This is a genomic window from Rhizobium sp. 05L419 (genome assembly GCF_056397845.1).
The window spans coordinates 190,153-212,576 of the sequence record NZ_JBFTOF010000003.1 but is presented as its reverse complement, the minus strand read 5'-3'; the positions used below and the strand labels follow the sequence as shown (position 1 = coordinate 212,576).

The following is a 22,424-nucleotide window of genomic DNA, read 5'->3' as shown; positions in this document are numbered from 1 at the left end:
CGATCAGATCAGGGTGCGCGTGTCGATTGAGATGTATCGGATACCGGTTTCGATGCAAAGCGGCGCTCGCGCCAGATAATGTAAAAGCCGGATCCCATGATGATGAGGATGCCGATCCACTTGAGCGCATCCGGAAAGTCTCCGAACACCAGCCAGGCGAAGATGGTCGCCGAGACGATCTCGAAATATTGCAGCGGAGCCAGCGTCGAGGCAGGGGCCGATCGGTAGGCATAGACACCAAGGATCCCGGCGATCGCCGCGGTGATGCCGACGCCGATCAGATAGAGAAAGGCGCGGCCATCCGGCATGACAGGATCGAAGATCTCAGAGCCGGTCCCGTGGCCGAAATACAGAAGGACGATGCAGATGAGGAGACCCCACAAGCCCATGTGAAACTGCATCACCCACGGGTCTTCGCGCTGGGCGAGCGCGCGGTTCATCATCGCCGAGATTGCTATGCAGACCGCGCTGACGACCGGCAGAAGGGCGATGTAACCCACTTCTTCGAAGCTTGGCTGAATGATGAGGATCGCGCCGAAGAAGCCAACACCGCAGGCGGTATAGCGTCGCCAGCCGATCGCCTCCTTGAGGAAGATGCTGCTGAGGATGGTGAGGATGATCGGTTCGACGAAGAAGATCGCAATGGCATCGGCAACCGCCATGTACTTCAAGGTGGTGACGAAGGAGATCATCGAGATGGTGATGATGGCGCCGCGGATCGCGTGAAAGAAGCTCTGCCTCCACGTCGTATCGACCAGGTTCTTCCGCCACAGCACGATAGGCAGCATGCAGAGCGCCTGCACCGCAAATCGTGCGGCGGTAATCTCTGCCGACGGGATGGTGGCGATGGCGAGCTTCGAGAAGATGTCGATGATCGGTGACACGAGAACCGAGATGGACATCAGCATGAGCCCCATCATGACCTCCGAGGAGGCGGATGCGGGGAGGGTGGAGCTGCCGTTGTTCATTGTGCGTCCTTCTTTCAGGACGTCGCGAGCGCTTCATCACACCAATCGGCGAATGCCGAAATGGCGGCCTCGGCGCCGACTTCATTTAGAGTCTCGTGGCGCATGTCCCGATATATCTGCGTGGTGATACGAGAGAAACCGGCGGCTTTCAAATGGTTTGAAAGCCAGACGATCGCTTTTCCTCCCTCCGTTGCCGGATCCTCGCCACCGCCGACCAGATGGATGGGTGTTTGCACGGAAAGCCGTGCCAAATGATGCTTCTGCGGCGCGCGGTAGGTCAATTCGAACAGGTCGAGCCACAGGGACACGGAAGCGTCAAAGCCGCACAGCGGGTCGGAGATGTACTTGTCCACTTCAGCGGGATCATGAGACAACCAGTCGAAGTCCGTGCGCCTGCCGCTGATCGACTGGCCCCACGTGCCGAAGGTCAGCTTCGGCAGTATGCCGCTTGGTACGTCCGAGCCTTTCAAGGCGCGCTCGGCAAGCAGGATCGCCTGCGCGACGCGGCCGGCGATGCCAGGGTTGAAGTTGGAGTTCCAGACTGCGATCGCGTCGAATTTGTCGGGATAGGCGACCGCCGCATTGAGCGCGATCAGGCCGCCCATCGAATGACCGAAGAGCACGACCGGCAGCCCCCGATGCCGTCCTGCGACGTGATCCCGAAACGCTGCTACGTCATCAATCACGCGCCGGGCACCTTCGCGGCGCGCAAAGCGACCGATCGGCGCGTCTGGCGCCGTTGTCTCGCCGTGGCCGCGATGGTCGTGGGCGTAGACGTGATAGCCACGGGCTGCCATGCTTTGCGCGAAGGCTGCATAGCGCTTCGAATGCTCGGCCAACCCGTGGCAGACGAGAATGATCCCGTTTGCTTGCCCGATGGCCGGCTGATGGTGAAAGGCAAGCCTGGCCCCCGGCGTCGCGAGGCGCTGTGTTTCTGCAAACATTGTTTCCTCCGTCGCGCGAGAAGACCAGAACAGCTGCCAAATGCAACAGGCCCTTATGTTTGTGCCGAGGGAATTTCAGCACCCTGTTCTTGCGGCTTGCGAAAACACGTCTGGCGTGTTTATTTGTTCATGCATTGTTCTTTGGCAGCCGTGAGGTGGAGTGAGGATGAGAAGTCTGTTCTTGCGTTTGGCCGTGGTTATCATCGTCGTTGCCACCGCCGGTTCTGCCGGTGCTGAGGCAGGTGGTGGACGGACGCGTTTCATCCTTGCGGCGAGCTGGCAGCCGGCATTTTGCCAAACCAATCATCGCAAGGCGGAGTGCGCGAGCCAGACGGAGGAGCGGTTCGACGCGACCAATTTTTCACTGCACGGTCTCTGGCCGCTGCGAGAGAACTATTGCGGCGTGTCTGACGACCTGCGCGCGGCCGACAAGGGCGGAAGCTGGAACGAACTGCCCGCCGTGACGCTCTCGGATGCCTCCAAGGTCGCACTCGACAAGGCAATGCCAGGCACGCAATCGGGACTTGAGCGGCACGAATGGCTCAAGCATGGTACCTGCACCACTATGAGTGCCGATGATTATTTCTCCACGGCGATTCGGCTGGTGGGCGAATTGAACGATTCTGCGGTTCGCGATCTCTTCGCGTCCAGGATCGGCAAGACGGTGACGTCGCAGGAGATCAAGACGGCTTTCGACACGAGCTTTGGCGCGGGGGCCGGAGACCGCATAAAGATGAGCTGCCGCCGCGCCGGTCAAAACCGCGTCATCAGCGAATTGACGATCGGGCTTTCGGAGGAGGCGACAACCGACGATGGGGCCAGCCTTGGCGACCTCATACAAGGCGCCGGTCGGACATCGTTCGGCTGCAATGAAGGGATCGTTGACGCGGCCGGATTTTGATGCCGAGGCACGATGGCTGTTCTCCTCGATCCGATCGAGAGAAGGCTCGCTCCATGGCCCCTTGCAGGCGACGACGACGGCCGGTCTTCAGAGCATACGATCGCCAGGACGACTGCCCTCCCGCTTTTCCGGATCGACCATTCAAAGCTGAAATCGCCAGCGCCTTCCGAGTGGAATTCCATTGAAGGTATCAGAAAGCGTCTTGTTTTTTGGCGCTGCGCGTTGCTCCCGGGCGCCAATTCGCCTACATAGCGGCAAACTTAAAATCCCCCCCGCGGAGCACTTCATCAATGGCACGTCAGTTCATCTACCATATGTCGGGGCTCAACAAGTCCTACGGCGCCAAGAAAATCCTGGAAAACGTCAACCTGTCTTTCTATCCGGATGCCAAGATCGGCATCCTCGGACCGAACGGCGCCGGTAAGTCGACCGTGCTGCGCATCATTGCCGGCCAGGACAAGGAATTCACCGGCGAAGCCTGGCTCGCTGAAGGTGCGACGGTCGGCTACCTGGAGCAGGAGCCGCATCTCGATCCTGAAAAGACAGCTTTCGAAAACGTCATGGTCGGCGTTGCCGACAAGACGGCAGTGCTCGAGCGTTACAACGAGCTGATGATGAACTATTCCGATGAAACCGCGGAAGAGGGCGCCAAGCTTCAGGACATCATCGACAGCCAGAATCTCTGGGACCTTGAGCAGCAGGTCGAAATGGCGATGGAAGCGCTGCGTTGCCCGCCGCGCGAGGCCGACGTCACGACGCTGTCGGGTGGTGAGCGCCGTCGTATCGCGCTCTGCCGCCTGCTGCTGTCGCAGCCAGATCTGCTGCTGCTCGACGAACCGACCAACCACCTGGACGCCGAGACCATCTTGTGGCTCGAAAAGCATCTGCGTGCCTATCCCGGCGCCGTGATGATGATCACCCACGATCGCTACTTCCTCGACAACGTGACCGGCTGGATCCTCGAGCTCGACCGCGGCCGCGGCATTCCTTACGAAGGCAACTACTCCGCATATCTGCAGGCGAAGGCCAAGCGCATGCTGCAGGAAAACCGCGAAGAAGCCGGCCGTCAGAAGGCAATCTCGCGCGAACAGGAATGGATCGCGTCCAGCCCGAAGGCCCGTCAGGCCAAGTCGAAGGCGCGTATCAAGTCCTACGAGCAGCTTGTGGATGCCGCCGAGAAGCAGCGTCCCGGCGACGCGCAGATCATCATCCCGGTCAGCGAGCGTCTCGGCCAGGTGGTCATCGAGATGGAAGCTATCTCCAAGGGTTTTGAGGGCCGCACGCTGATCAACGACCTGTCGATCAAGCTGCCGCCGGGCGGTATCGTCGGCATCATCGGGCCGAACGGCGCCGGCAAGACGACGCTGTTCAAGATGATCACCGGCCAGGAAAAACCGGACAGCGGTTCGGTGCGCATCGGCGACACCGTGCATCTCGGTTATGTCGACCAGAGCCGCGACGCGCTCGATGGCAGCAAGACGGTCTGGGAGGAAATCTCAGGTGGCGCCGAAGTCATCAAGCTCGGCAAGTTCGATATGAACTCTCGTGCCTATTGCGGCGCCTTCAACTTCAAGGGTGGCGATCAGCAGCAGAAGGTCGGCAATCTCTCCGGTGGTCAGCGTAACCGCGTGCATCTGGCGAAGATGCTGAAAGCCGGTGGCAACGTGCTGCTGCTTGACGAACCGACCAACGACCTTGATACGGAAACGCTCGGCGCGCTGGAGACGGCACTCGAAAACTTTGCGGGCTGCGCGATCATCATCAGCCACGATCGCATGTTCCTCGACCGTCTGGCGACACACATCCTCGCCTTCGAAGGCGATGGCCATGTGGAATGGTTCGAGGGCAATTTCGAGGACTACGAGCAGGACAAGGTCCGCCGCCTCGGTGCGGACGCCCTCAACCCAGGCAGCCAGGCCTACAAGCGCCTAACTCGCTGATTTCTGGCGTTTCGCATGCAATTGGTAAAGCCGCTGGGTCACCCGGCGGCTTTTTTTATCGCGGCGCCATGTCGCTAATTGCGCAGCGAAGTTCGTGATTGGATGGAATTGTTGCTTGCAAGAGCTGGCTAATTCACATAAAGATATCTTTATATGTTGATTGGATCGGATATGGGTGAGCCCGTCAGGCTTGGTTTGGATGCGTTGGTGGACGTGCTGCGGGCAGCCGGTGAGCCGACGCGCCTGCGTCTGCTCGCGTTGCTTGCCGCCGGCGACGTGACGGTCACCGATCTTACAGAAATTCTTGGGCAATCCCAGCCTCGCATTTCCCGCCATCTCAAGCTGCTCGGAGAAGCGGAGCTGATCGATCGCTATCAGGAAGGGGCTTGGGCCTACTTCCGGTTAAGACAGGACGGCAAGGCGGTGGCCTTTGTCAGAAGTCTTTTGACGCATGCCTCCGAGAGCGATCCTGTGATCCTGCGTGACGGCGAGCGTCTCGCTGCGGTCAAGCGCCAACGCGCCGAGCGGGCGCAGGACTATTTCAGTCGCAATGCGGCTGAGTGGGACGAGCTTCGCCGCCTGCATGCTGCAGACGAGGAAGTCGACGCGGCCGTCATTCGGCTGCTCGGCAGCCAGCCGATCGATTCGCTTCTGGACCTAGGCACGGGGACGGGTCGTATCCTTGAGCTGCTTTCCGGCCTCTACCGCCGTGCAATCGGCGTTGACGCCAGCCGTGACATGCTGAGTGTGGCACGGGCCAATCTGGACAAGTCGGCCATTACCAAGGCCTCAGTCCGCCACGCCGACATCCTGAACCTGCCTTTCGAGGCACAGGATTTCGATCTGGTGACGATCCACCAGGTCCTGCATTTCTTCGATCAGCCTGATATCGCGATCGGCGAGGCGGCGCGCATGCTGCGCCCCGGCGGGCGGCTGGTCATCATCGATCTGGCGCCACACGCGCTGGAATACCTTCGTGACGAGCACGCACACGTGCGCCTCGGCTTTTCTCACCAGTCGATGTCCGATTGGCTGCGCAAGGCCGGGCTCGATGTCGAGCAGGTCGTCGATCTTCATCCGGGTCACCAGGGCGGGCAGGGACTTACGGTCACCATCTGGCTCGCACGGGACCCAAGGCGTCTGATGGCCTCTGTCGAGAGCGAAAGCGCCGTACCTACATTTGCCGGGAGAGAGTGACATGGCTTCAAACAGCGACGCGCGCCGCAGGATCGGCATTTCCTTCGAGTTCTTTCCGCCGAAGTCGGAAGAGATGGAAGGCCAGCTGTGGAACACGGTCAGCGAGCTGCAGGACTGGGATCCGGACTTCGTGTCTGTGACCTATGGGGCCGGCGGCACCACGAAGGCGCCGACGCTGGCGACCGTGTCGCGGTTCCTGGCAGGAACGCCGCTTGCCACCGCGTCGCATCTGACCTGCGTCGGAGCGACGAAGGAAGAAACTCACAGCGTCATCGACACATTCCGCAATGTCGGCGTCAAGCATTTCGTCGCGCTGCGGGGCGATGCCCCCGGTGGCGTTGGCGCGCCTTATCAGCCGCATCCTGGTGGTTATGCCAACGCGGCGGAGCTCGTTGCGGGACTGCGCGAGATGGGCGAGTTCGAGATTTCGGTTTCGGCCTATCCCGAGAAGCATCCGGAAAGCCTCGATACGGCCGCCGACATCGAAATGCTAAAGCGCAAGGCGGACAACGGCGCCGATCGCGCGCTGACGCAATTCTTCTTCGATAACGATAATTTCGAGCGCTACCTGGAAAAGGTTCGCGCGGCTGGTGTCAACATTCCTGTCGTGCCGGGGATCATGCCGATCCTGAACCTGACGCAGCTGAAGCGCTTCGCAGGTGCCTGCGGAACCATTATCCCTGGCTTCCTCGATGAACGCTTTGCGGGCTTCGACGACAAGCCGGAGGAACGCGCCAAGGTCGCGGCCGAGGTTGCGGCCGAGCAGATCGAAGATCTTGGTCGCCGTGGCATCAGCGACTTTCATCTCTACACGATGAACCGCGCTCCGCTGGTCTCTGCCGTGCTGGCCAATCTCGGTTTGAAGCGCAGGGAAACGAAGAGCGCTGGCGCTGCTGCCTAGCGACCGAAAAGCCGCTGACGACCCAACAGTAAAAAAGCGCATGTCCTCGTGACATGCGCTTTTTTAATTCTTTGAGCTGTTCGCTATTCAGGAGTTTCGGCATTGTCCGTTTCGGGCGGCAGAAAAGTCAAATGAAAAGCATCGACAAAACAAATAGAAACGCCGCACCGATCAAAAGGACATTCAAGGATCGTGTCAGTCCCATGTCTGTCTCCTTGCGTTAACGGCTGGATAATATGTCGGGAATACGACGCTTGAAAGTGAATTTTATGCTGCGGTGCGGCAGAAATGTCACGCTTTTGCGGGTTTTGACGCACTAAAGCACTGAAATAGAAATGCAAATTGCGCCGCAAAGTTACTCACACTTTTTAACGAACTGTAAAATTGGGGGACCCCGCGTTTACAGATGTGGCGGGTTCAAGGTCCGTCGACCGCATTGCAGTGCCGGGAAATCCCGAATCTAAAAGCCGGGCCAATGGCCCGGCTCGAAAAAAGCGGTTCAACGATGTCTTAGAGCGCGCCCAGCAGCGCCGGTGTCGCCCAGCCGTCTGCGGGCATCCCCAGTCGCTGTTGCTCCCTCTGGATTGCGACGCGCGTACCGGAGCCGAGAATCCCGTCGATCGCACCCACATCGTGGCCGCGCGTGTCGAGCTTCGTCTGCAGTTGCTTCATCTGGTCGTTGGAAAGGCCCTGTTCCGGAGTGCCTTTCAGATAGGGCTCGGCGCCTGAAAGACGCGTGCCGAAATAGGCAGCCGAGGTGGTGTAGATGAACGATTTGTTCCACTCGAGATAAATCTGGAAATTCGGGTAGGCGATGAAGGCGGGTCCAAGGCGGCCCTGGGGAAGCACGAGGTCGCCGCGCAGGCTGCCGAAACCGGTGTTGCCGTCGCGTGGCTTCACACCGAGCGCGAACCATTCACCGGCAGTCATGGAACCTCCGAGGCCCGATTTGTCAAACGGCAGCGTGTCAGGAACGGTGACTTCCTGAAGCCAGGGCTGTCCCTTCTGGAAGCCAAGGTGCTGGATGAATTTTGCGGCCGTCAGGATCGCATCCGCCCCGCTCTGCTTCAGGCGCACGTGTCCGTCGCCGTCGCCATCCATGCCGTAGGCGATGATATCGCGCGGCAGCATCTGAACCTGGCCGATTTCGCCGGCCCAGGCGCCCGTGTTGGTGGCCGGATCGAGGTCGCCGTGCTCGACCATCTCGATGAGGGCGATCAGCTGCGGACGGAAGAGTTCGGGGCGGCGGCAATCGTGGGCCAGGGTGACCAGCGCGTTGCGAGTGTTGAAATCGCCCTGCACAGCGCCGAAGTCCGTTTCCATAGCCCAGAAGGCGGTGATGACGCCCGGCGGAACACCAAATTCCTGTTCGGCGCGGGCAAAGACATCCGCAAACTGTTTCATCTTCTGGCGGCCGATGTCGAGCCGTGCCTGGCTGACGGTGCGCTGGGAGAATTCGAGGAAGGTCTGCTTGAATACGCCCTGGGCGCGGTCGCGGCTCAGTACCTTCGGGTCGATCTCAGCGCCGGCGAGCGCCCTGTCGGCGGCTTCGGCGGATGCGCCCGCTGCAATCGCCTCGGCCTTTACGCCTGCGAGGAATGTTGCAAGGTCGCCGTCGCATGCAGGCGCCGGTGTCGCTGCCGCGGGTGCCTCGCTGACCGGCGCGGCTGGCGCAGCCGTCTGCGCGGCGGCGCTAGTTGCCAGGCCGGCGGCCAACAGAAAAGCGAGCGCAGAACGGCTTGCAGGCGTGCGGTGCATAGTCTTTATCCTCGTCATTGCTGAAATTGCTGTCGATGTCCCAAATGATTGTGACAGAAGCAAGAAAGAAGGCGGGACGTTACTAAGAATTCGTGTCTTTTGATACGGCCGCAACCCAGTTGGTCCAGTTCTTTGCCGAGCCGGCGAACACGTTAATGTCGGTAGGCCCCTTGATGCCTGGAATGACGCCGGTCGACGTGTACTGCCAGAACGCCCAACGGCGGTCGGCATAGGTCACCTGCGGGTGCTTCGCGACGGACCGGACCCAGAAATGATAGTCCTGGAAATAGCCAGCGAGATTGTCGCGATGGAAGTCGACCGACGTGTAGATGATCGGGCGCTTGCCGTAGTAGGCCTCAAGGCGGTCCATGAAGCGCTGGATCTGCGCACGTACCGTCTCCGGGTCGGGGCGGGTGCGGCAGGTCTTTGATTCGCCGTTCCACTCGACGTCGAGGACCGGCGGCAGACGCATGGAGTCCTTCGGCACGTTGCTGATGAACCAATCGGCCTGTTCGTCAGCCGACGAACAGAAATAGTAGAAATGGTAGGGCGCGTGCGGGATGCCGACGGCGCGGGCGCGCTGCCAGTATTCGTTGAAGCGTGGATCGACGCGGTCCTTGCCTTCGGTCGCCTTGATGAAGGCAAATGCAACGCCGGAATTGCGGACCGTCTGCCAATCGATATCGCCCTGCCACTTGGAGATGTCGATGCCGTGAATGGCGTTCTGCTGCGGGTGCCTTGGCCCGAAGTCCTGCGGATCGGTGTCCTTGAACCTTGTCTTGGGTTTTATGGACGCTGTTTCGAGAAAGTCATAACCCGATGACGTGCAACCGGCCAGGATGATGGCCAACGGCAAGACGCAAAGCAGAAGCCGGCGCATAGGTGTTCCGTCGTAAACCGAATGATCTTTTTGCCCCACAGCTTGACCTTCGTGATAGACGCGTCCAGCAGAGAGATGCCCCTCTATTCAACATATCAACGTAAAAAAACTGTTAGTTTCAAGCTAAATATTAGCGTGCCGTAATAATTGTTGCGCGCCAGGCATAGCCAGCGCCAATCGTCTGGAACATCAGCCGCGCGTTCTGCCGTTTCGCCTGGGCCTCCAGGACGTCGTGCAAGCTGGCCMGCGGGTTCACATGAAACCTTGCCAGCCACGACCGCAGGAAGGCGCGAAACCAGGCCGGGAGTCCCTCCTGCTGGCCGAAATCGACGATGTGAAGTTGCCCGCCGGGGTTGAGTGCGGCGATGGCAGCATCGATCGCGCGTTCCCAATTTGGGATCATCGAGAGAGCGTAGGAGACCAGGATGCGGTCGAAGCCTTCGACGCCGAATTCTTGGGGCGTGAAGGCGGTTGCATCGGCAACCCGAAAATCGGCGCTCGTGCCTTTGGTGGCGAAGGTCTTTCGCGCCGAGATCAGCATTTCCTGCGAGATATCAAGGCCGTAGAGCCGTGTCGAGGGATAGCTCTTGTGGGCAAGCGCCAGATTGCGGCCTGTTCCGCAGCCCACTTCCAGGAGCGTTCCGCCGGCCGGAACATCGAGGTTGCCTATCGTTTGGTCGCGACCGAGGAGGTAGTATTTGCGGGTGAGGTCGTAGATATGGCGCTGATAGCGATACATGCCGTCCATCAGGTCGGCATGGTTTTCGACCGATGCGTCGGTGGTTGCGTCGATCTTGCTCACGCTGTCTTTCCGTAGATGTGGAACCCGCCATAAATTGCGGAGCGATCGAGCGCCGTCAGCGCGCGCGAGCGTTCCGCCAGATAGACCCACTGATCGCGAATGGCGGGCGACAGCCGGCCCTCGACGATGCTCTTTTCGGCGGCCGTGCGGAAAATCACCCTGGCGCCGTCGCGCGCCGTCCGGGTAATTTCCGACCAGAGGTCGTTCAGTTGCTGATCCGTCATCCAGTCCTGCGCGTCGAGCAGGATGTAGCGATCGCGCGAAGCGGCCGGTTCGCGTGCCAGCAGTTCGGTGAAGCTTGCGTGGTGGACGCTGACGCGATCGACGTTTGCGCGAATCGTCTCGTAGTGCTCGGGCCTCAGGTATGTCGGAAGCGGACCTTCGCCCTCGGGTGCATAGCGTCGGCCGAAGGCCTGCCAGGCGAAATAGTTGTCGCGCATCGGGAAGTGACAGGCGAGCTTTTCGAGGCGGTGCCGGAGTACGGGGGCGATCGAGTGATCGGCGGCAAGGCTTGCCAGTTCGTCATACTGCTGGGGCGGAATGCCAAGGCCGAAGAGGGAACTCTTGCGGCCGGTGATCCACCGCACGATCGGTTTTTCGAACAACGGGGCAATTTTTTCGTCGAAGAACTGCCGCTGCTCGCGCAGCGAGCGCGACCGCGTCATCTCCGTGAGGTCGACGCCGTGCAAGCGCGCCAGCAGATGCGCTGCGCCGATGAAGCGTCCGAGAAGTCCAGTCTTGTATATGTTGCGGTCAAACACCGTGACGCGCCGGCGACCGAACTTGCGCGCATTCCAGTAGGTGCGTGTCGTCTCGTCGACATTGGCCGACAAGAACTGGTCGAATGCCTTGCTGTTGGATGGCTCGCCGGGCGTTGCGAGGAAGCGAAGGAGGTCGGCGCGACCCGGCAGATGCCGGAACGCGGCAAGCTTCAGGTGGTTGAGCGCGATGTGGTGCGGGTTGAGATCAACAACGTCGATGGAGGCGGGGCTCTGCGACAGATATGCAAGCATGTTGCAGCCGCCCGAGCCTATCGCCACCATGCGGTGGTGAGGTTCAAGCTCCATCGCCTGCATGTCGAGATCGGGATCCTCCCAGATCTGCGGGTAGACGAGGCCGGAGAAAAGGAGCCCGAACAGCCGCTCGGAGAAACCTTCTTTCGAAAAGGCTTTGTGGCGCAGAAGAGCCGCCTTAAGTTTCCGGTTCTTGCGGAAGCCGGCGTCCGGTGCAAATTCCGTCATAAGTGAGTCTCTCAACCTTTTAGCGTTCAGCGCGTTTAACGCGACGGCACTACAGTTTGATGACGTCCCCTGTGGAACACATTCTGCGGAATTCGCCTTGATGACCGCTGCAGAGCGTTGCAGACTTTGGTGCCGCAACCTGTTTTCTTCACCTCGATGGAGGAGCATATGCGACGTGTTCGACGTATCCTGAAGACACTGGCTGCTCTGCTTGGCGTCGCTGTCGTCGTTGGCGGAGGGTGGTTGTATGTCGAACCGCCGGAACTTCTGCTCGTCGGCGATGGCTATGCAGCCAAGATCGTCTGCTCCAACGTCTTCCTGGCGGGACGCGATCCGGACATGGTGCTTTCCAAGGATGTGCAGGCCCCGGGCAATCCGCTGTTGCGGCTCGTGCGGATCGATGTCGATCGAGGGGAAAAACGGGTCACGGCTCGGATCATGGGACTGTTTGCAGCCAACCATGCGATCTATCGCGGCCGCCTCGGTTGCACGACGGTTCCCGACGGCAATTTCGAAGCGGCGCGACGGGCCGTGCCGGACGAGCCGGCAGCCGCTGCCCCAGACAACGCAATCGGGGTGGCAGCGGACGGTGTCGGGAACGCGAAGGACGAGCGGATTGCGTCCCTCCTGGCGAGGAGGGATCTGATTGGCAAGAACATGCGGGCGGCCGTTGTCGTGCACGACGGCCACATCATTGCAGAAGCCTACGGGAAGGGATTCGGTCCCGGAACGCCGTTGATCGGCTGGTCGATGACGAAAACGGTAAACGCCGCGATCCTGGGGCGACTGATGATGGAGGGCAAGATCGGACTCGACGATGCCGGCCTCTTGCCGCAGTGGAGGAACGACAGGCGCGCGCAGATCAAACTCAGTGATCTCTTGGGGATGGAAAGCGGGCTGGCGTTCAACGAAGACTATGGAACCGTCGCCGACGTCACCCGCATGCTGTATCTCGATCCAGACCAGACGGCGCTTCCGGCAAGTTTGCCGATGCTGACCGATCCCGGAAAAAACTTCAACTATTCCAGCGGTACCGCGGTGCTGATCTCCAGGATCTGGATGGACCGGCTCGGGGACGAACAGACGGCGCTGGCCTATCCGCAAAGGGCTCTGTTCGGCCCCCTCGGCATGTCGAGCGCGGTGCTGGAAGTTGACGCGCGCGGTACCTTTTCCGGCAGTTCCTATCTTTACGCGACTGCCCGGGATTGGGCGCGCTTTGGGCAATTCCTGCTTCAGGACGGCGTCTGGAACGGACAGCGACTGTTGCCGGAAGGGTTCGTCGGCATGATGCGGACGCCGACACTGACATCGAACGGAGCCTATACGCGCTTGCAGGCCTGGGTGAGACCTCCAGGCAGCACGAGCGGCGATGCCGCACTTCCGGCAGATACCTTCTGGTTGGAGGGCCATGACGGTCAGAGCATGGCGATCGTACCGTCAGCCAAGCTGGTTGTCGTCAGGCTGGGGCTGACGCCCAGCTGGCTCAAATACAGGCCGCAGCCACTCGTGAGGGACGTTCTGGCGGCGCTGCCGTCCGGCAATCAACAGCCGTGATCAGTAATTGCCGTGCGCGATGTTGGTCATGCCCTTGCGCTTGGCGTCATAGTAGTAGCCACGGGCATAGAGACGCACTGCGTCGTCTTCACTGTTGTCAGACACCAGCCAGGCGCCGCGCAGGTACTTTGCGGCGTACTTGATATTGGTTTCGGCGTCGAATAGGCCCTCAGGCTGGCCGTCGTAGCCCATGGATTTCGCGGTGTTGTACTTGATCTGCATGAGCCCGAAGTAGCCGCGCTTGTTGTAGGCCTTCGGATTGTAGCGGCTTTCGCGATGCACGACGCGGTGAAGCAGCGACGCGGGAACCTTGTAGATCGCGGAATATTTGTCGATGATCTTGGTGATGGCGCTCTTCTCAACCGTCGGTGCGCCGTCGTCGTCATTGTCGCCGAACATTGGCGGTGCGGCGGGGGGATCCATCGGCCCCGACGTATCGAAGCCGTAGTCCATCATCGGGCGAGGGGCTGTGTCGATCGCGGAGAGCGCGGCAACAGCACCGGTCTGGGGGGTGGCGGCAAAGGCGAGCTGCGTAGAAGGAGTTCCCGGGCGCGGTGTTGGAACGACGGATTGGATAGCCGTCATTTCGGGCGTCAGCGGGATCTGACCCATGGCGGTCGGCTGGATTCGGGCGGTCGGTTGCGATGCATCGGTTGCCGGCATGGCTGCTGTCGCCACCGATGGTGCCATCTGATCGGCGCCGGCAATCATGGCCGCCGCGGGCGTGCCTTCGCCTGCCGGAATTGCTGCGAACACGGCGTCTTCACCAGGCCTCGGTGTCGGAACGACGCGCTGTTCGGCAGTCAGTTCCGCCTGGGAGGTGTACTCGACGCTGGAGCATCCAGCGGCCACGCCGCACAGCATCGTAGACACGATGAGACTGCGTTTAAGGCCGGAAAATCCAATCGCTACCATACTCTCACTTTCGTGAAACGCGCCGCCCCGGCAGCGTTAGATATTAACAAGAACCTTAAGCCCGGTTTTGCCAATTAACCTATTCGTTGCTTTGCGGCAACCCACTGAGAATATTTACGCGGCAATCCGGCGGTAGCCGGCCGTCACGGCGCCTGCAGCGATCAACAAGGTGCCTCCCGTGCGATTGACTGCGCGCTGTACGCTCGCCTTGCGAATCAGACCACGCGCGGCATGTGCCGCAAGCGCATAGGTGGAGGCATTGATGGTCGCCAGGACGAGGAACGTCGCCTCCATGACCAGCATCTGGCCGAAGAAGGGCAGGGCGGGATTGAGGAATTGCGGCACGAAAGCCACGAAGAAGATGATGCTCTTCGGATTGAGCGCGGTCACGACATAAGCATGCAGGAAGATCTTCAGCGACTTCTCTTCCGGCAGGTTGTCGTTATCGGCCATAGGTCCGGCAACGATCGGCGCACGCCAGAGCTTTATCCCAAGCCAGATGAGGTAGGCGCCGCCGATCCACTTGAGAACGGTGAAGAGTGCCGCCGATGCCGCGAGAACGGCACCGAGCCCGAACAGCGAAGCCGTCATTGCCGTGAAATCGCCGAGTGCCACGCCTGTCACTGTCGCGAAGGCGGTCTTGCGTCCGTGACCGAGCGCATAGGAAACAACGAGGAGAATCGTCGGCCCTGGAATGGCCAGCATAATGGCCGATGCAGCAGCGAAAGCGAGCCAAGCTTCGAGCGACATGAGATCTCCTCCTCTTATTAGAAAGCAAGCAAAGACACCATATCGGCCTTGCGTCAATCATGCTTCCTTGTATTTCTGCCCAATCGTATTCATCACTTCGCCGAACCACTTCACCGAGGTGTCGAAAGGCTTGCCGCCCTTGATCCGCGGGAATTCGATCGTGCGCAGCTTGCCATTCTGGGCTTCGTCGTGCCCGGTGACGCCGGAAACCTTGTTGAGCGCGCTTTCGACGGCAAGGTCGGTCATGCTTTGGATCAGCCGCAGGTCGTCAACATTGGCGGCGGCGGACCGGGCAAAGTAGCCGGATTTCTGGACGAGCGAGCGTTCTGCGTTGAGGAGGTTGGCGAACTGTTTCTGGAACCAGCCGCCGACATTGATGGTGTCGATCTTGACGTGACCGAAAGCATCGCGCTTGACCGTCTCGCCGGCTGCTTCACGCTCGGCGACGATTGCGTCCAGGCATGCGCCTTCCGAGACGAAGACCGTGGCGTGCCCGGTGCGATCCATGACTTCCTTCAGACGTCCGGCCTCGGCCTCCAGGTCGAAGGCGATTTCCGGCAGATAGACGGCGTCGATGCTCTTCATCTGCGCATTGGTCATCAGTCCGTCGACATATTCGTTGTTCTTCGTGCGCTGCAAATAGGCGCGCGCGGTTGCCGCCGTCAGCCAGCCGCAATGGCGCCCCATCACTTCATGAATGATGAGTGTACGGGGAGCCGCCGTCTGCTCGTTGCTGACATTGTCGAAGAAGTGCGCGCCGACTTCGGCCGCCGTCCACGCGCCGAGTGACTGGCGGATCGGAACGACGTCGTTATCGACCGTCTTCGGCAGGCCGACGACGGTGAGATTGTAGCCGTTCGCGGCGAGATAGGCCGCAAGGTCTGCTGCCGTCGTATTGGTGTCGTCGCCGCCGATCGTGTGCAGAATGGTGACGCCGTCGCTGGCAAGGCGCTCGGCTGCAACACGCAGCGGGTTCTCGCCTTCCTTGACCAGGCCGCGCTTCACGCAATCGGCAGCATTGGTGAGCTTGACGCGGCTGTTGCCGATCGGTGAGCCGCCGTAACGATGCAGCAGCGAAGCCTTTTCCCGCATCTCTGCCGTGATCTTGACGCTGTCGCCGAGCAGGACGCCCTGATAGCCCGAACGGTAGGCGATGAGCTCGATGTCCGGCGCGACGTCGCTATAGCGCTCGATGAGGCCGCCGACCGCCGAAGAGAGACAGGGCGCCAGGCCCCCGGCCGTGAGCATTGCGACTTTCAGTTTGGCCATGATCCCCTCCGCTATGGTGTCTGCGCTGTTTGCGTGATGCCAGCTAGCGCATGGATGCGGCAGAGAAGGAGGCCTGTAAAGTGTTGTTTCTATGAAAATCGCGCCTTTCGTCCCAGCCAAACCACGAAGGCGACGAGAAGCGCGAATATAATCGTTTCAAGCCCGAGTTGCTCCTTGAGGAGGGTTGTGGAAATCGCGAGCGTGACAAACGTCTGCAGCAACTGAACCTGCGCCACGCGTGCAATTCCGCCGATCGCGAGGCCAGCGTTCCAGAAGACGAAGCCGCCGAACATCGACATCAGGCTGAGGTAGGCAAGCGCTCCATATTCCCCGGCGCCGGGCGCATGGATGCCCGATGGCGCGACGATGATCGTGCCGATGAGCGACAAGGGGAACGTAACGACAAGAGCCCAGGATATCGATTCCCACCCCGACAGATGGCGGGAGAGGCGCGCAAGAAGGACATAGCCCAGCGCCGCCGACACGGCTGCCGCAAGAAGCCAGAGGTCGCCGGCTGCAAGCTGGAAGCCGCTACCGCGAACGGAGAAGGTGATGACGAGCAATGCGCCCGCAACGCCGCATGCCCAGAAGAGCGGACCCGGCCTATCGCCATCGATGAGCGCGGCGAAGATCGACGTCAGCAGCGGCAGCACACCGAGAACGACGCCGCCGTGGCTGGCCGGTATGGTCTGCATGGCGATCGACGAAAAGGCCGGAAAGCCGAAGACCACGCCGATGCCGGCTCCGAAGAGGGCAGGGAAATGCTTCTTCGGAAACGGACGACGGAACACCGCCAGCGCAATCATTGCCACGACGGAGGCGATGGCGGCGCGACATAGCGTCACGAAGTAGGGCGAGAATCCCTGGAGCGCGATATGCGTCATCGGCAGTGTCGCGCCGAATATGAGGACCCCGATGAAGCCCAAAGCGAGCCCGAGGATCTGCGGTCTGTCGGCGAATGGCATGGAATCTCTCGCAAAATGAATGGCGGAAGCGCTGACATCGCCGCGTCGCGCTGTCCAATTCATTCGCCTGATGCGATGCCAAGCAAAGGCGATGGATGCGTCGATTCCGGTGCGACAATTACCGAAATGTGAAAGGTGTTTTCAACGCTACGACCAATCGTTATCTTGCAAAGGCAAACTTTATTTGTTCAAGGTGTTTTTCATTTGACGCGCGAGAGACCTTGATGTCCTTCTGGGAAAAACTGCTGAATGCCATTGGAAACGCCGCGGGAAATGCTCTCTCCGCTGTGGTCGAGGCAATCCGCACGGTTTTCGAAGGCGATCCGGAGACCCGCCGCAAGGTGGCTTTTTCTGTCGCGATCATCGCGCTTTCAGCCAAGATGGCGAAGGCAGACGGCATCGTCAGCGAGAAGGAAGTCGAAGCCTTCCGTGAAATCTTCGAGTTTCCGCCGGATCAGGCGCGGAACGTTGCGCGCCTTTATAATCTTGCGCGTCAGGACGTGGCTGGGTACGAAGCCTATGCGGAGAAGCTATCGACGCTGTGCGTGACATGCGCGGCCAATTGCCCGGTGCTCGAAGAGGTGCTGGACGGGCTCTTCCATATTGCCAAGGCGGATGGGCTTATTCACGAGAAGGAAATGGGCTTCCTGACGCACGTGGCGGAGATCTTCCACATGAGCGAGCAACGCTTCGAGCGGATTGCAGCGCGCCACGTGTCCGTCGGCCGCGATCCCTATAAGGTGCTCGGCGTTTCGCCCTCGGACGACTTCACGACCATACGTCGCCGCTATCACGGTCTTGTCAGCGAGCATCATCCCGATCGACTGGTCTCGCGCGGCGTGCCTGCGGAATTCCATGCGATCGCCAACGAGCGGATGGCGGCGCTCAACGCCGCCTACGAAGAGATCGAGAAGGAACGCCGCGCGGCATGACCTCGTTTGAGGCCGACTACCGGAAAGCGATCGTGCGATCGTCGCCGAACTACGGCGAACGCGCGGGCGGGCGCAAGCCCGATATGATCCTCCTTCACTATACGGGGATGCCGACGCCCGAGGGTGCCCTGGAATGGCTCTGTTGTGACGAGAGCCAGGTTTCAAGCCACTACTTCGTGCACGAGAACGGCGACATCGTGCAGCTCGTTGCCGAGCAGCGTCGGGCCTGGCACGCTGGCAAAAGCGTCTGGCATGGCGAGAGCGACATCAATTCGCTTTCGATCGGTATCGAGATTGCCAATGCCGGCCACCCCGGCGGGCTGCCGGAATACCCGAAGGCACAGATCGAAGCGGTGATCGAATTGTGTCGCGATTGCGGCCAACGTTGGTCAATCACGCCGGAACGCGTGCTCGGTCACTCCGATGTTGCGCCGCGCCGCAAGCTCGATCCGGGCGAAAAATTTCCCTGGAATGACCTCTATCAGGGGGGTATCGGGCATTGGGTCGAGCCCACGCCGATCACGGGTGGAAGATTTTTCCAACGCGGCGATCAGGGCCAGCCGGTCGAAGCGCTGCAGTCGATGCTCTCGCTGTATGGTTACGGAACGGAAATTACTGGAGAATTCTCCGATAAGATGGCAGGCGAGCTTGAGGCGTTCCAGCGCCATTTCCGTCCTGGAAGGGTCGATGGGATCGCCGATTTTTCGACGATCGATACCCTTCATCGCCTGCTGGCGACGCTTCCGCGATACGCCTCTTAGGGCAGGTCTTCCGGTGCGCTGGGTATCCCAGATTTTGGGACTTTACTGCGCTGCCACATCATTTCCCTATTATCTCCTCATTGCGATGGTCTAACCCCGGTCGCTGAACGGCGCCAGTTGCTTTGTTTGGGGTTACGGACCGGCGTCAATTGAAACAAAAAGAATATCTGTCGTGAACTTGTGTATTCACGCTGATTTTTGCTGGGGTTTTTCTTAAATTGGTACCCAGTAATTCTTTTGGTCGGAGTGATTAGACTGCATGAGAAAGATTATTTCTGCTGTGGTGTGCGTGGGCACGCTGCTGATGGGATTCAATTGCGCCTTTGCGGGCGAATGGGGCAACCAGGCACAAAAGACCGTTCCTCTGAAGACGGTTGATCGCACTAGCGGCTTTGCAATGCCGGGGATCACGACCACCAAGTACTCCGCCATCATCATAAAATACGCCAACGAATACAATGTTCCCATCGAGCTCGCTCAAGCGGTCGTTCGCGTCGAAAGCAACTTCAATCCCAACGCGCGTGGCAGCGCCGGTGAAGTCGGCCTTATGCAGATCAAGCCTGCAACTGCCCGGATGATGGGCTATTCCGGTAACAGCAAGGGGCTGTTCGATCCTGAGACGAACATCAAATACGGCATGAAATACCTTGCCGCGGCGCATGAACTTGGCGGTGGCGAAACCTGCGGGACCATCCTTAAATACAACGCAGGGCATGGGGCAACCCGGATGAATCCGGTCTCCAAGGCCTATTGCGGCAAGGTGCTGGCGATGCTCGACTGATTGCCACTCAGTGCTTGTTCCCGAATGTCTTGGGATGCGCACTTAACAATATGATTCAACTTGGCGACCATGCTATCTGGCTTCGAAGCGAGGTGAGATATGGCAGTCGATTTCAAGGTGATCGTGATCGGGCGCGGAATGATGGGCGCGGCTGCGGCCCGCCACCTTTCCGCAATGATCGAAGGTGTGGCTCTTATCGGTCCGCGTGAGCCGGCCGAGCGCAAGAGCCACCATGGCGGCGTATTCGCGAGCCACTATGACGAGGCTCGCATTGCGCGAACGTTCGACGACAACGTGGTCTGGGCTACGCTGGCTGCCCGCTCGCTGGATCGATACGCAGAGATCGAGGCGAAGAGCGGCATCTCCTTCTTCACGGAGGCAGGATGCCTGTTCGCCGGACCGCCTCCGCAACGCGGACAAGGCTATCTCGGCCGCGCACTCGATGTAGCCGCCACACTCCATTTCGAAATTGAAACGCTCGAGCCATCCGCGTTGAGCGAACGGTTTCCGCAGTTTTCCCTGAATGGGTCCTTCAAGGGCTTTTTCGAGAAGCGCCGTGCCGGCCACGTCAACCCCCGCGCCTTGGTGCGAGCCCAGGTGGCGCTTGCCGAGACCAGCGGCGCCCGGGTGATCGATGCAACCGTGACCGGGGTGAGGGATGCGGGTGATCATGTCGAGGTAAGCGTCGCCGACAGGGTCTATACCGCGGAGCGCGTCCTGGTCGCCGCAGGCGGTTTCACGAACTTCAATCGGCTTCTTCCGTCTCCTGCCGATATTCGCGTGGCGGCCCGCACGGTGGTTTTCTATGAGGTCGGTGAACGCGAAATGGCGCTCTTCGGCGACATGCCGTCGAGCATCATCTTCGGCGACCGGGACGAGGATCACATCTACATCCTGCCGCCCGTGCGCTATCCCGATGGAAAGGCTTACCTGAAGCTTGGTGGCGATACCGAGGCCAAGGTTTTCGACAGGCTGGAAGAAGCCGGCGCCTGGTTCAGGTCGGATGGCGATCCGGCCGAGCGCGATCAGCTTGTCGCCATTGCCTCCAGACTGATGCCGGCTCTTTCGGGTTGTCCGGTTACCGCAGCGCCGTGCGTGGCGACCTTCACGCCGACTGCCTATCCCTATGCGGGCTTTACCGATTCGCCGCGCATCGCGCTCTTGACCGGCGGCAACTTCGTCGCAGCGAAGTCTTCCGACGAACTCGGCCGTCTCGGTGCCGTCATAATGACGCAGGGCTGGCTTGGCGAAGAGGATTTCGGCAGGGAACTTACGCCGGTCTTCCGATGAGGGGCAAGCAGTGAACAAGGATTTCAAATATATCGTCGTCGGCCGAGGCCTTATGGGCGCTGCGGCTGCAAGGCATCTGGCGCGCGAGACGGACGGCGTTGCGGTGATCGGGCCCGACGAGCCGTTCGATAAGAAGACCCATACGGGCGTTTTCGCCAGCCATTACGACGAGGGTCGCATCACGCGAACGATCGACCCCGATCGCGACTGGGCGCTGCTTGCCAATCGATCGATTGCCCGCTATCGCGAGATCGAGCGAGAGAGCGGCATTTCATTCTACACGTCAGCGGGGTGCCTTGTCGTCGGGCCGGCGCGCGGAGGCGCGGACGATTATATCGCGCGGACCGTCGACGCCGCGGCGTCACTCGGAGCCGATACGACGCTTGTCGACGATGCGGACTTGAAGCGCCGGTTCCCTTACTTTTCTTTTCCGGCGGGCAGTGAAGGCGTCCACGAGGCGACTGGTGCCGGCTACATCAGTCCGCGCAATCTCGTGCGGGCGCAGTCAGCGGCAGCAGAGAAAGCCGGAGCCGCGATCATCGGCGATGTGGCTGTGTCCATAAAGGAGGAAAGCGGCATCGTTGCCGTCGAGACCGCGAGCGGCAGGACCTATCGCGGCGAGAAGGTGCTGCTTGCCGCGGGCGGTTTTTCCATTGCGGAGAATCTGTTGCCGCAGCCTGTTGATATGGCGGTTTACGCCCGGACGGTCGCCTTCTACGAGGTCGCAGAAGAGACGGCCGAGGCTTTTGCCGGGATGCCGTCATTGATCGCCCAGGGAGCAAACGGGGCCGACGGTATCTACATGCTGCCTCCGATCCGCTATCCCGACGGCAAGCTGTACATGAAGATCGGTGGCGATCCAGACGATGTGAGGCTCGCCAGCGAGCCGGAATTGCGGTCCTGGTTCAGGACCGACGGACGGCAGTCGGCTCAAGAGCACCTGACACGATTGATTTCGCGCCTGGTCCCGGAGCTGCAGCCGCTTTCGACGTCGAGCGGCTCATGCGTCGTCTCGTTCACACCGAGCGGTTATCCTATGATCGGCTATACCTCTTCTCCTCGCATTGCCGTGCTCACCGGCGGCTGCGGTACCGCTGCCAAAAGTTCCGACGAGATCGGGCGGCTTGGTGCCGAGGCGATGCTCGCAGGTCGAATCAACGGGCAGGACTACGCGACGGATTTCAAACCTTATTTCCGTTAGCAGCGGTCGGATATTTCAGTGGTATTCGTCAGCGCTCTCGGTTAAGGGAGCCATGCCAGTTGGCTGGGCAGCCGCGCTTTACCAATGCCGAAAGGCGGTAGGGTGAGGAAAGTCCGGGCTCCACGGAAACACGGTGCCGGATAACGTCCGGCGAGGGCGACCTCAGGGAAAGTGCCACAGAAAGCAAACCGCCTGCCTCGGCAGGTAAGGGTGAAAGGGTGGGGTAAGAGCCCACCGCATCTCCGGCAACGGCGATGGCAAGGTAAACCCCACCGGGAGCAAGACCGAATAGGGATGACGTGGATGGCGCAAGTCGTCCGGCCGGTTTCCAGGTCAGTCATCCGGGTGGGTTGCGTGAGGCAGCGCGCGAGCGCTGTCCCAGAGGAATGGCTGCCACGTTCCGGTTTCGGCCGGAGCCATACAGAACCCGGCTTACAGGCCAACTGGCGATTATTTCTATGCGAGCGGTGCAGC

General features: G+C 60.4%; 20 protein-coding genes and 1 other RNA gene. 11 read left to right on the top strand and 10 right to left on the bottom strand.

The window, feature by feature from the left end; genetic code table 11:
- Positions 1-8 precede the first annotated feature (8 nt).
- Complete coding sequence (locus tag AC1DMK_RS05065; protein ID WP_037064348.1) at positions 9-968, bottom strand: DMT family transporter; 960 nt, start codon at positions 966-968, stop codon at positions 9-11.
- Between the two features lie 14 nt (positions 969-982).
- The gene (locus AC1DMK_RS05060) at positions 983-1,912 is read right to left on the bottom strand and encodes an alpha/beta hydrolase (RefSeq protein ID WP_037064346.1); all 930 of its coding nucleotides are present in this window, start codon (positions 1,910-1,912) and stop codon (positions 983-985) included.
- Between the two features lie 166 nt (positions 1,913-2,078).
- Between AC1DMK_RS05060 and AC1DMK_RS05055 the strand changes: the two genes are divergently transcribed.
- From AC1DMK_RS05055 to metF, 4 genes are all read left to right on the top strand, one after another.
- On the top strand, positions 2,079-2,813 hold the full coding sequence (locus tag AC1DMK_RS05055; RefSeq protein ID WP_477857497.1) for a ribonuclease T2 family protein: 735 nt from the start codon (positions 2,079-2,081) through the stop codon (positions 2,811-2,813).
- Positions 2,814-3,103: 290 nt separating this feature from the next.
- On the top strand, positions 3,104-4,753 hold the full coding sequence (ettA, locus tag AC1DMK_RS05050; protein ID WP_037064341.1) for an energy-dependent translational throttle protein EttA: 1,650 nt from the start codon (positions 3,104-3,106) through the stop codon (positions 4,751-4,753).
- Positions 4,754-4,924: 171 nt separating this feature from the next.
- On the top strand, positions 4,925-5,950 hold the full coding sequence (locus AC1DMK_RS05045) for a metalloregulator ArsR/SmtB family transcription factor (RefSeq protein WP_037064471.1): 1,026 nt from the start codon (positions 4,925-4,927) through the stop codon (positions 5,948-5,950).
- Position 5,951: 1 nt separating this feature from the next.
- Positions 5,952-6,851 carry a methylenetetrahydrofolate reductase [NAD(P)H] gene (metF, locus tag AC1DMK_RS05040; RefSeq protein WP_477857495.1) on the top strand — a complete coding sequence of 300 codons (900 nt, stop codon included), beginning with the start codon at positions 5,952-5,954 and terminating at the stop codon, positions 6,849-6,851.
- A 510-nt stretch (positions 6,852-7,361) separates the two neighbouring features.
- On the opposite strand, the gene AC1DMK_RS05035 is transcribed toward metF, so the two are convergent.
- The 4 genes from AC1DMK_RS05035 to AC1DMK_RS05020 form a co-directional block, all read right to left on the bottom strand.
- Positions 7,362-8,609: a lytic murein transglycosylase gene (locus AC1DMK_RS05035; RefSeq protein ID WP_477857494.1), complete on the bottom strand. Its 1,248-nt coding sequence runs from the start codon at positions 8,607-8,609 to the stop codon at positions 7,362-7,364.
- 82 nt (positions 8,610-8,691) lie between these two features.
- Complete coding sequence (locus AC1DMK_RS05030) at positions 8,692-9,489, bottom strand: glycoside hydrolase family 25 protein (RefSeq protein WP_037064335.1); 798 nt, start codon at positions 9,487-9,489, stop codon at positions 8,692-8,694.
- Positions 9,490-9,619: 130 nt separating this feature from the next.
- Entirely contained in the window at positions 9,620-10,237 is a 618-nt protein-coding gene (locus tag AC1DMK_RS05025) for a class I SAM-dependent methyltransferase (protein WP_477857704.1), read from the bottom strand.
- A 50-nt stretch (positions 10,238-10,287) separates the two neighbouring features.
- Positions 10,288-11,532: a BtaA family protein gene (locus tag AC1DMK_RS05020; RefSeq protein ID WP_477857492.1), complete on the bottom strand. Its 1,245-nt coding sequence runs from the start codon at positions 11,530-11,532 to the stop codon at positions 10,288-10,290.
- Between the two features lie 168 nt (positions 11,533-11,700).
- On the opposite strand from AC1DMK_RS05020, the gene AC1DMK_RS05015 reads away from it, so the two are divergent.
- Positions 11,701-13,086, top strand: coding sequence for a serine hydrolase domain-containing protein (locus AC1DMK_RS05015; RefSeq protein WP_037064331.1), 1,386 nt, complete (start codon positions 11,701-11,703; stop codon positions 13,084-13,086).
- On the opposite strand, the gene AC1DMK_RS05010 is transcribed toward AC1DMK_RS05015, so the two are convergent.
- From AC1DMK_RS05010 to AC1DMK_RS04995, 4 genes are all read right to left on the bottom strand, one after another.
- Complete coding sequence (locus AC1DMK_RS05010; protein WP_037064329.1) at positions 13,087-14,001, bottom strand: transglycosylase SLT domain-containing protein; 915 nt, start codon at positions 13,999-14,001, stop codon at positions 13,087-13,089.
- A 114-nt stretch (positions 14,002-14,115) separates the two neighbouring features.
- Positions 14,116-14,751: a LysE family translocator gene (locus AC1DMK_RS05005; RefSeq protein ID WP_037064327.1), complete on the bottom strand. Its 636-nt coding sequence runs from the start codon at positions 14,749-14,751 to the stop codon at positions 14,116-14,118.
- A 57-nt stretch (positions 14,752-14,808) separates the two neighbouring features.
- Positions 14,809-16,020 carry a pyrophosphate--fructose-6-phosphate 1-phosphotransferase gene (locus AC1DMK_RS05000; protein WP_037064326.1) on the bottom strand — a complete coding sequence of 404 codons (1,212 nt, stop codon included), beginning with the start codon at positions 16,018-16,020 and terminating at the stop codon, positions 14,809-14,811.
- A gap of 89 nt (positions 16,021-16,109) precedes the next feature.
- Positions 16,110-16,985 (bottom strand): DMT family transporter, encoded by an 876-nt coding sequence (locus tag AC1DMK_RS04995; RefSeq protein WP_477857489.1) that lies wholly within the window; start codon positions 16,983-16,985, stop codon positions 16,110-16,112.
- A gap of 224 nt (positions 16,986-17,209) precedes the next feature.
- Between AC1DMK_RS04995 and AC1DMK_RS04990 the strand changes: the two genes are divergently transcribed.
- The 6 genes from AC1DMK_RS04990 to rnpB all read left to right on the top strand — a co-directional run bounded on the left by AC1DMK_RS04990 (position 17,210) and on the right by rnpB (position 22,401).
- A complete protein-coding gene (locus AC1DMK_RS04990) occupies positions 17,210-17,917 on the top strand; it encodes a TerB family tellurite resistance protein (protein ID WP_477857487.1) in 708 nt (235 codons plus the stop codon).
- Positions 17,914-18,678, top strand: coding sequence for an N-acetylmuramoyl-L-alanine amidase (locus AC1DMK_RS04985; RefSeq protein WP_477857485.1), 765 nt, complete (start codon positions 17,914-17,916; stop codon positions 18,676-18,678). The genes AC1DMK_RS04990 and AC1DMK_RS04985 overlap by 4 nt, the downstream gene beginning before the upstream one ends.
- A gap of 259 nt (positions 18,679-18,937) precedes the next feature.
- Positions 18,938-19,459, top strand: a complete 522-nt coding sequence (locus AC1DMK_RS04980; RefSeq protein WP_037064317.1) for a lytic transglycosylase domain-containing protein — start codon at positions 18,938-18,940, stop codon at positions 19,457-19,459.
- A 99-nt stretch (positions 19,460-19,558) separates the two neighbouring features.
- Positions 19,559-20,749, top strand: a complete 1,191-nt coding sequence (locus AC1DMK_RS04975) for an NAD(P)/FAD-dependent oxidoreductase (protein ID WP_477857483.1) — start codon at positions 19,559-19,561, stop codon at positions 20,747-20,749.
- A gap of 10 nt (positions 20,750-20,759) precedes the next feature.
- A complete protein-coding gene (locus AC1DMK_RS04970) occupies positions 20,760-21,950 on the top strand; it encodes an NAD(P)/FAD-dependent oxidoreductase (protein ID WP_477857481.1) in 1,191 nt (396 codons plus the stop codon).
- A gap of 55 nt (positions 21,951-22,005) precedes the next feature.
- Positions 22,006-22,401, top strand: an RNA gene (gene rnpB, locus AC1DMK_RS04965) — RNase P RNA component class A.
- The last annotated feature ends 23 nt before the right edge of the window (positions 22,402-22,424 follow it).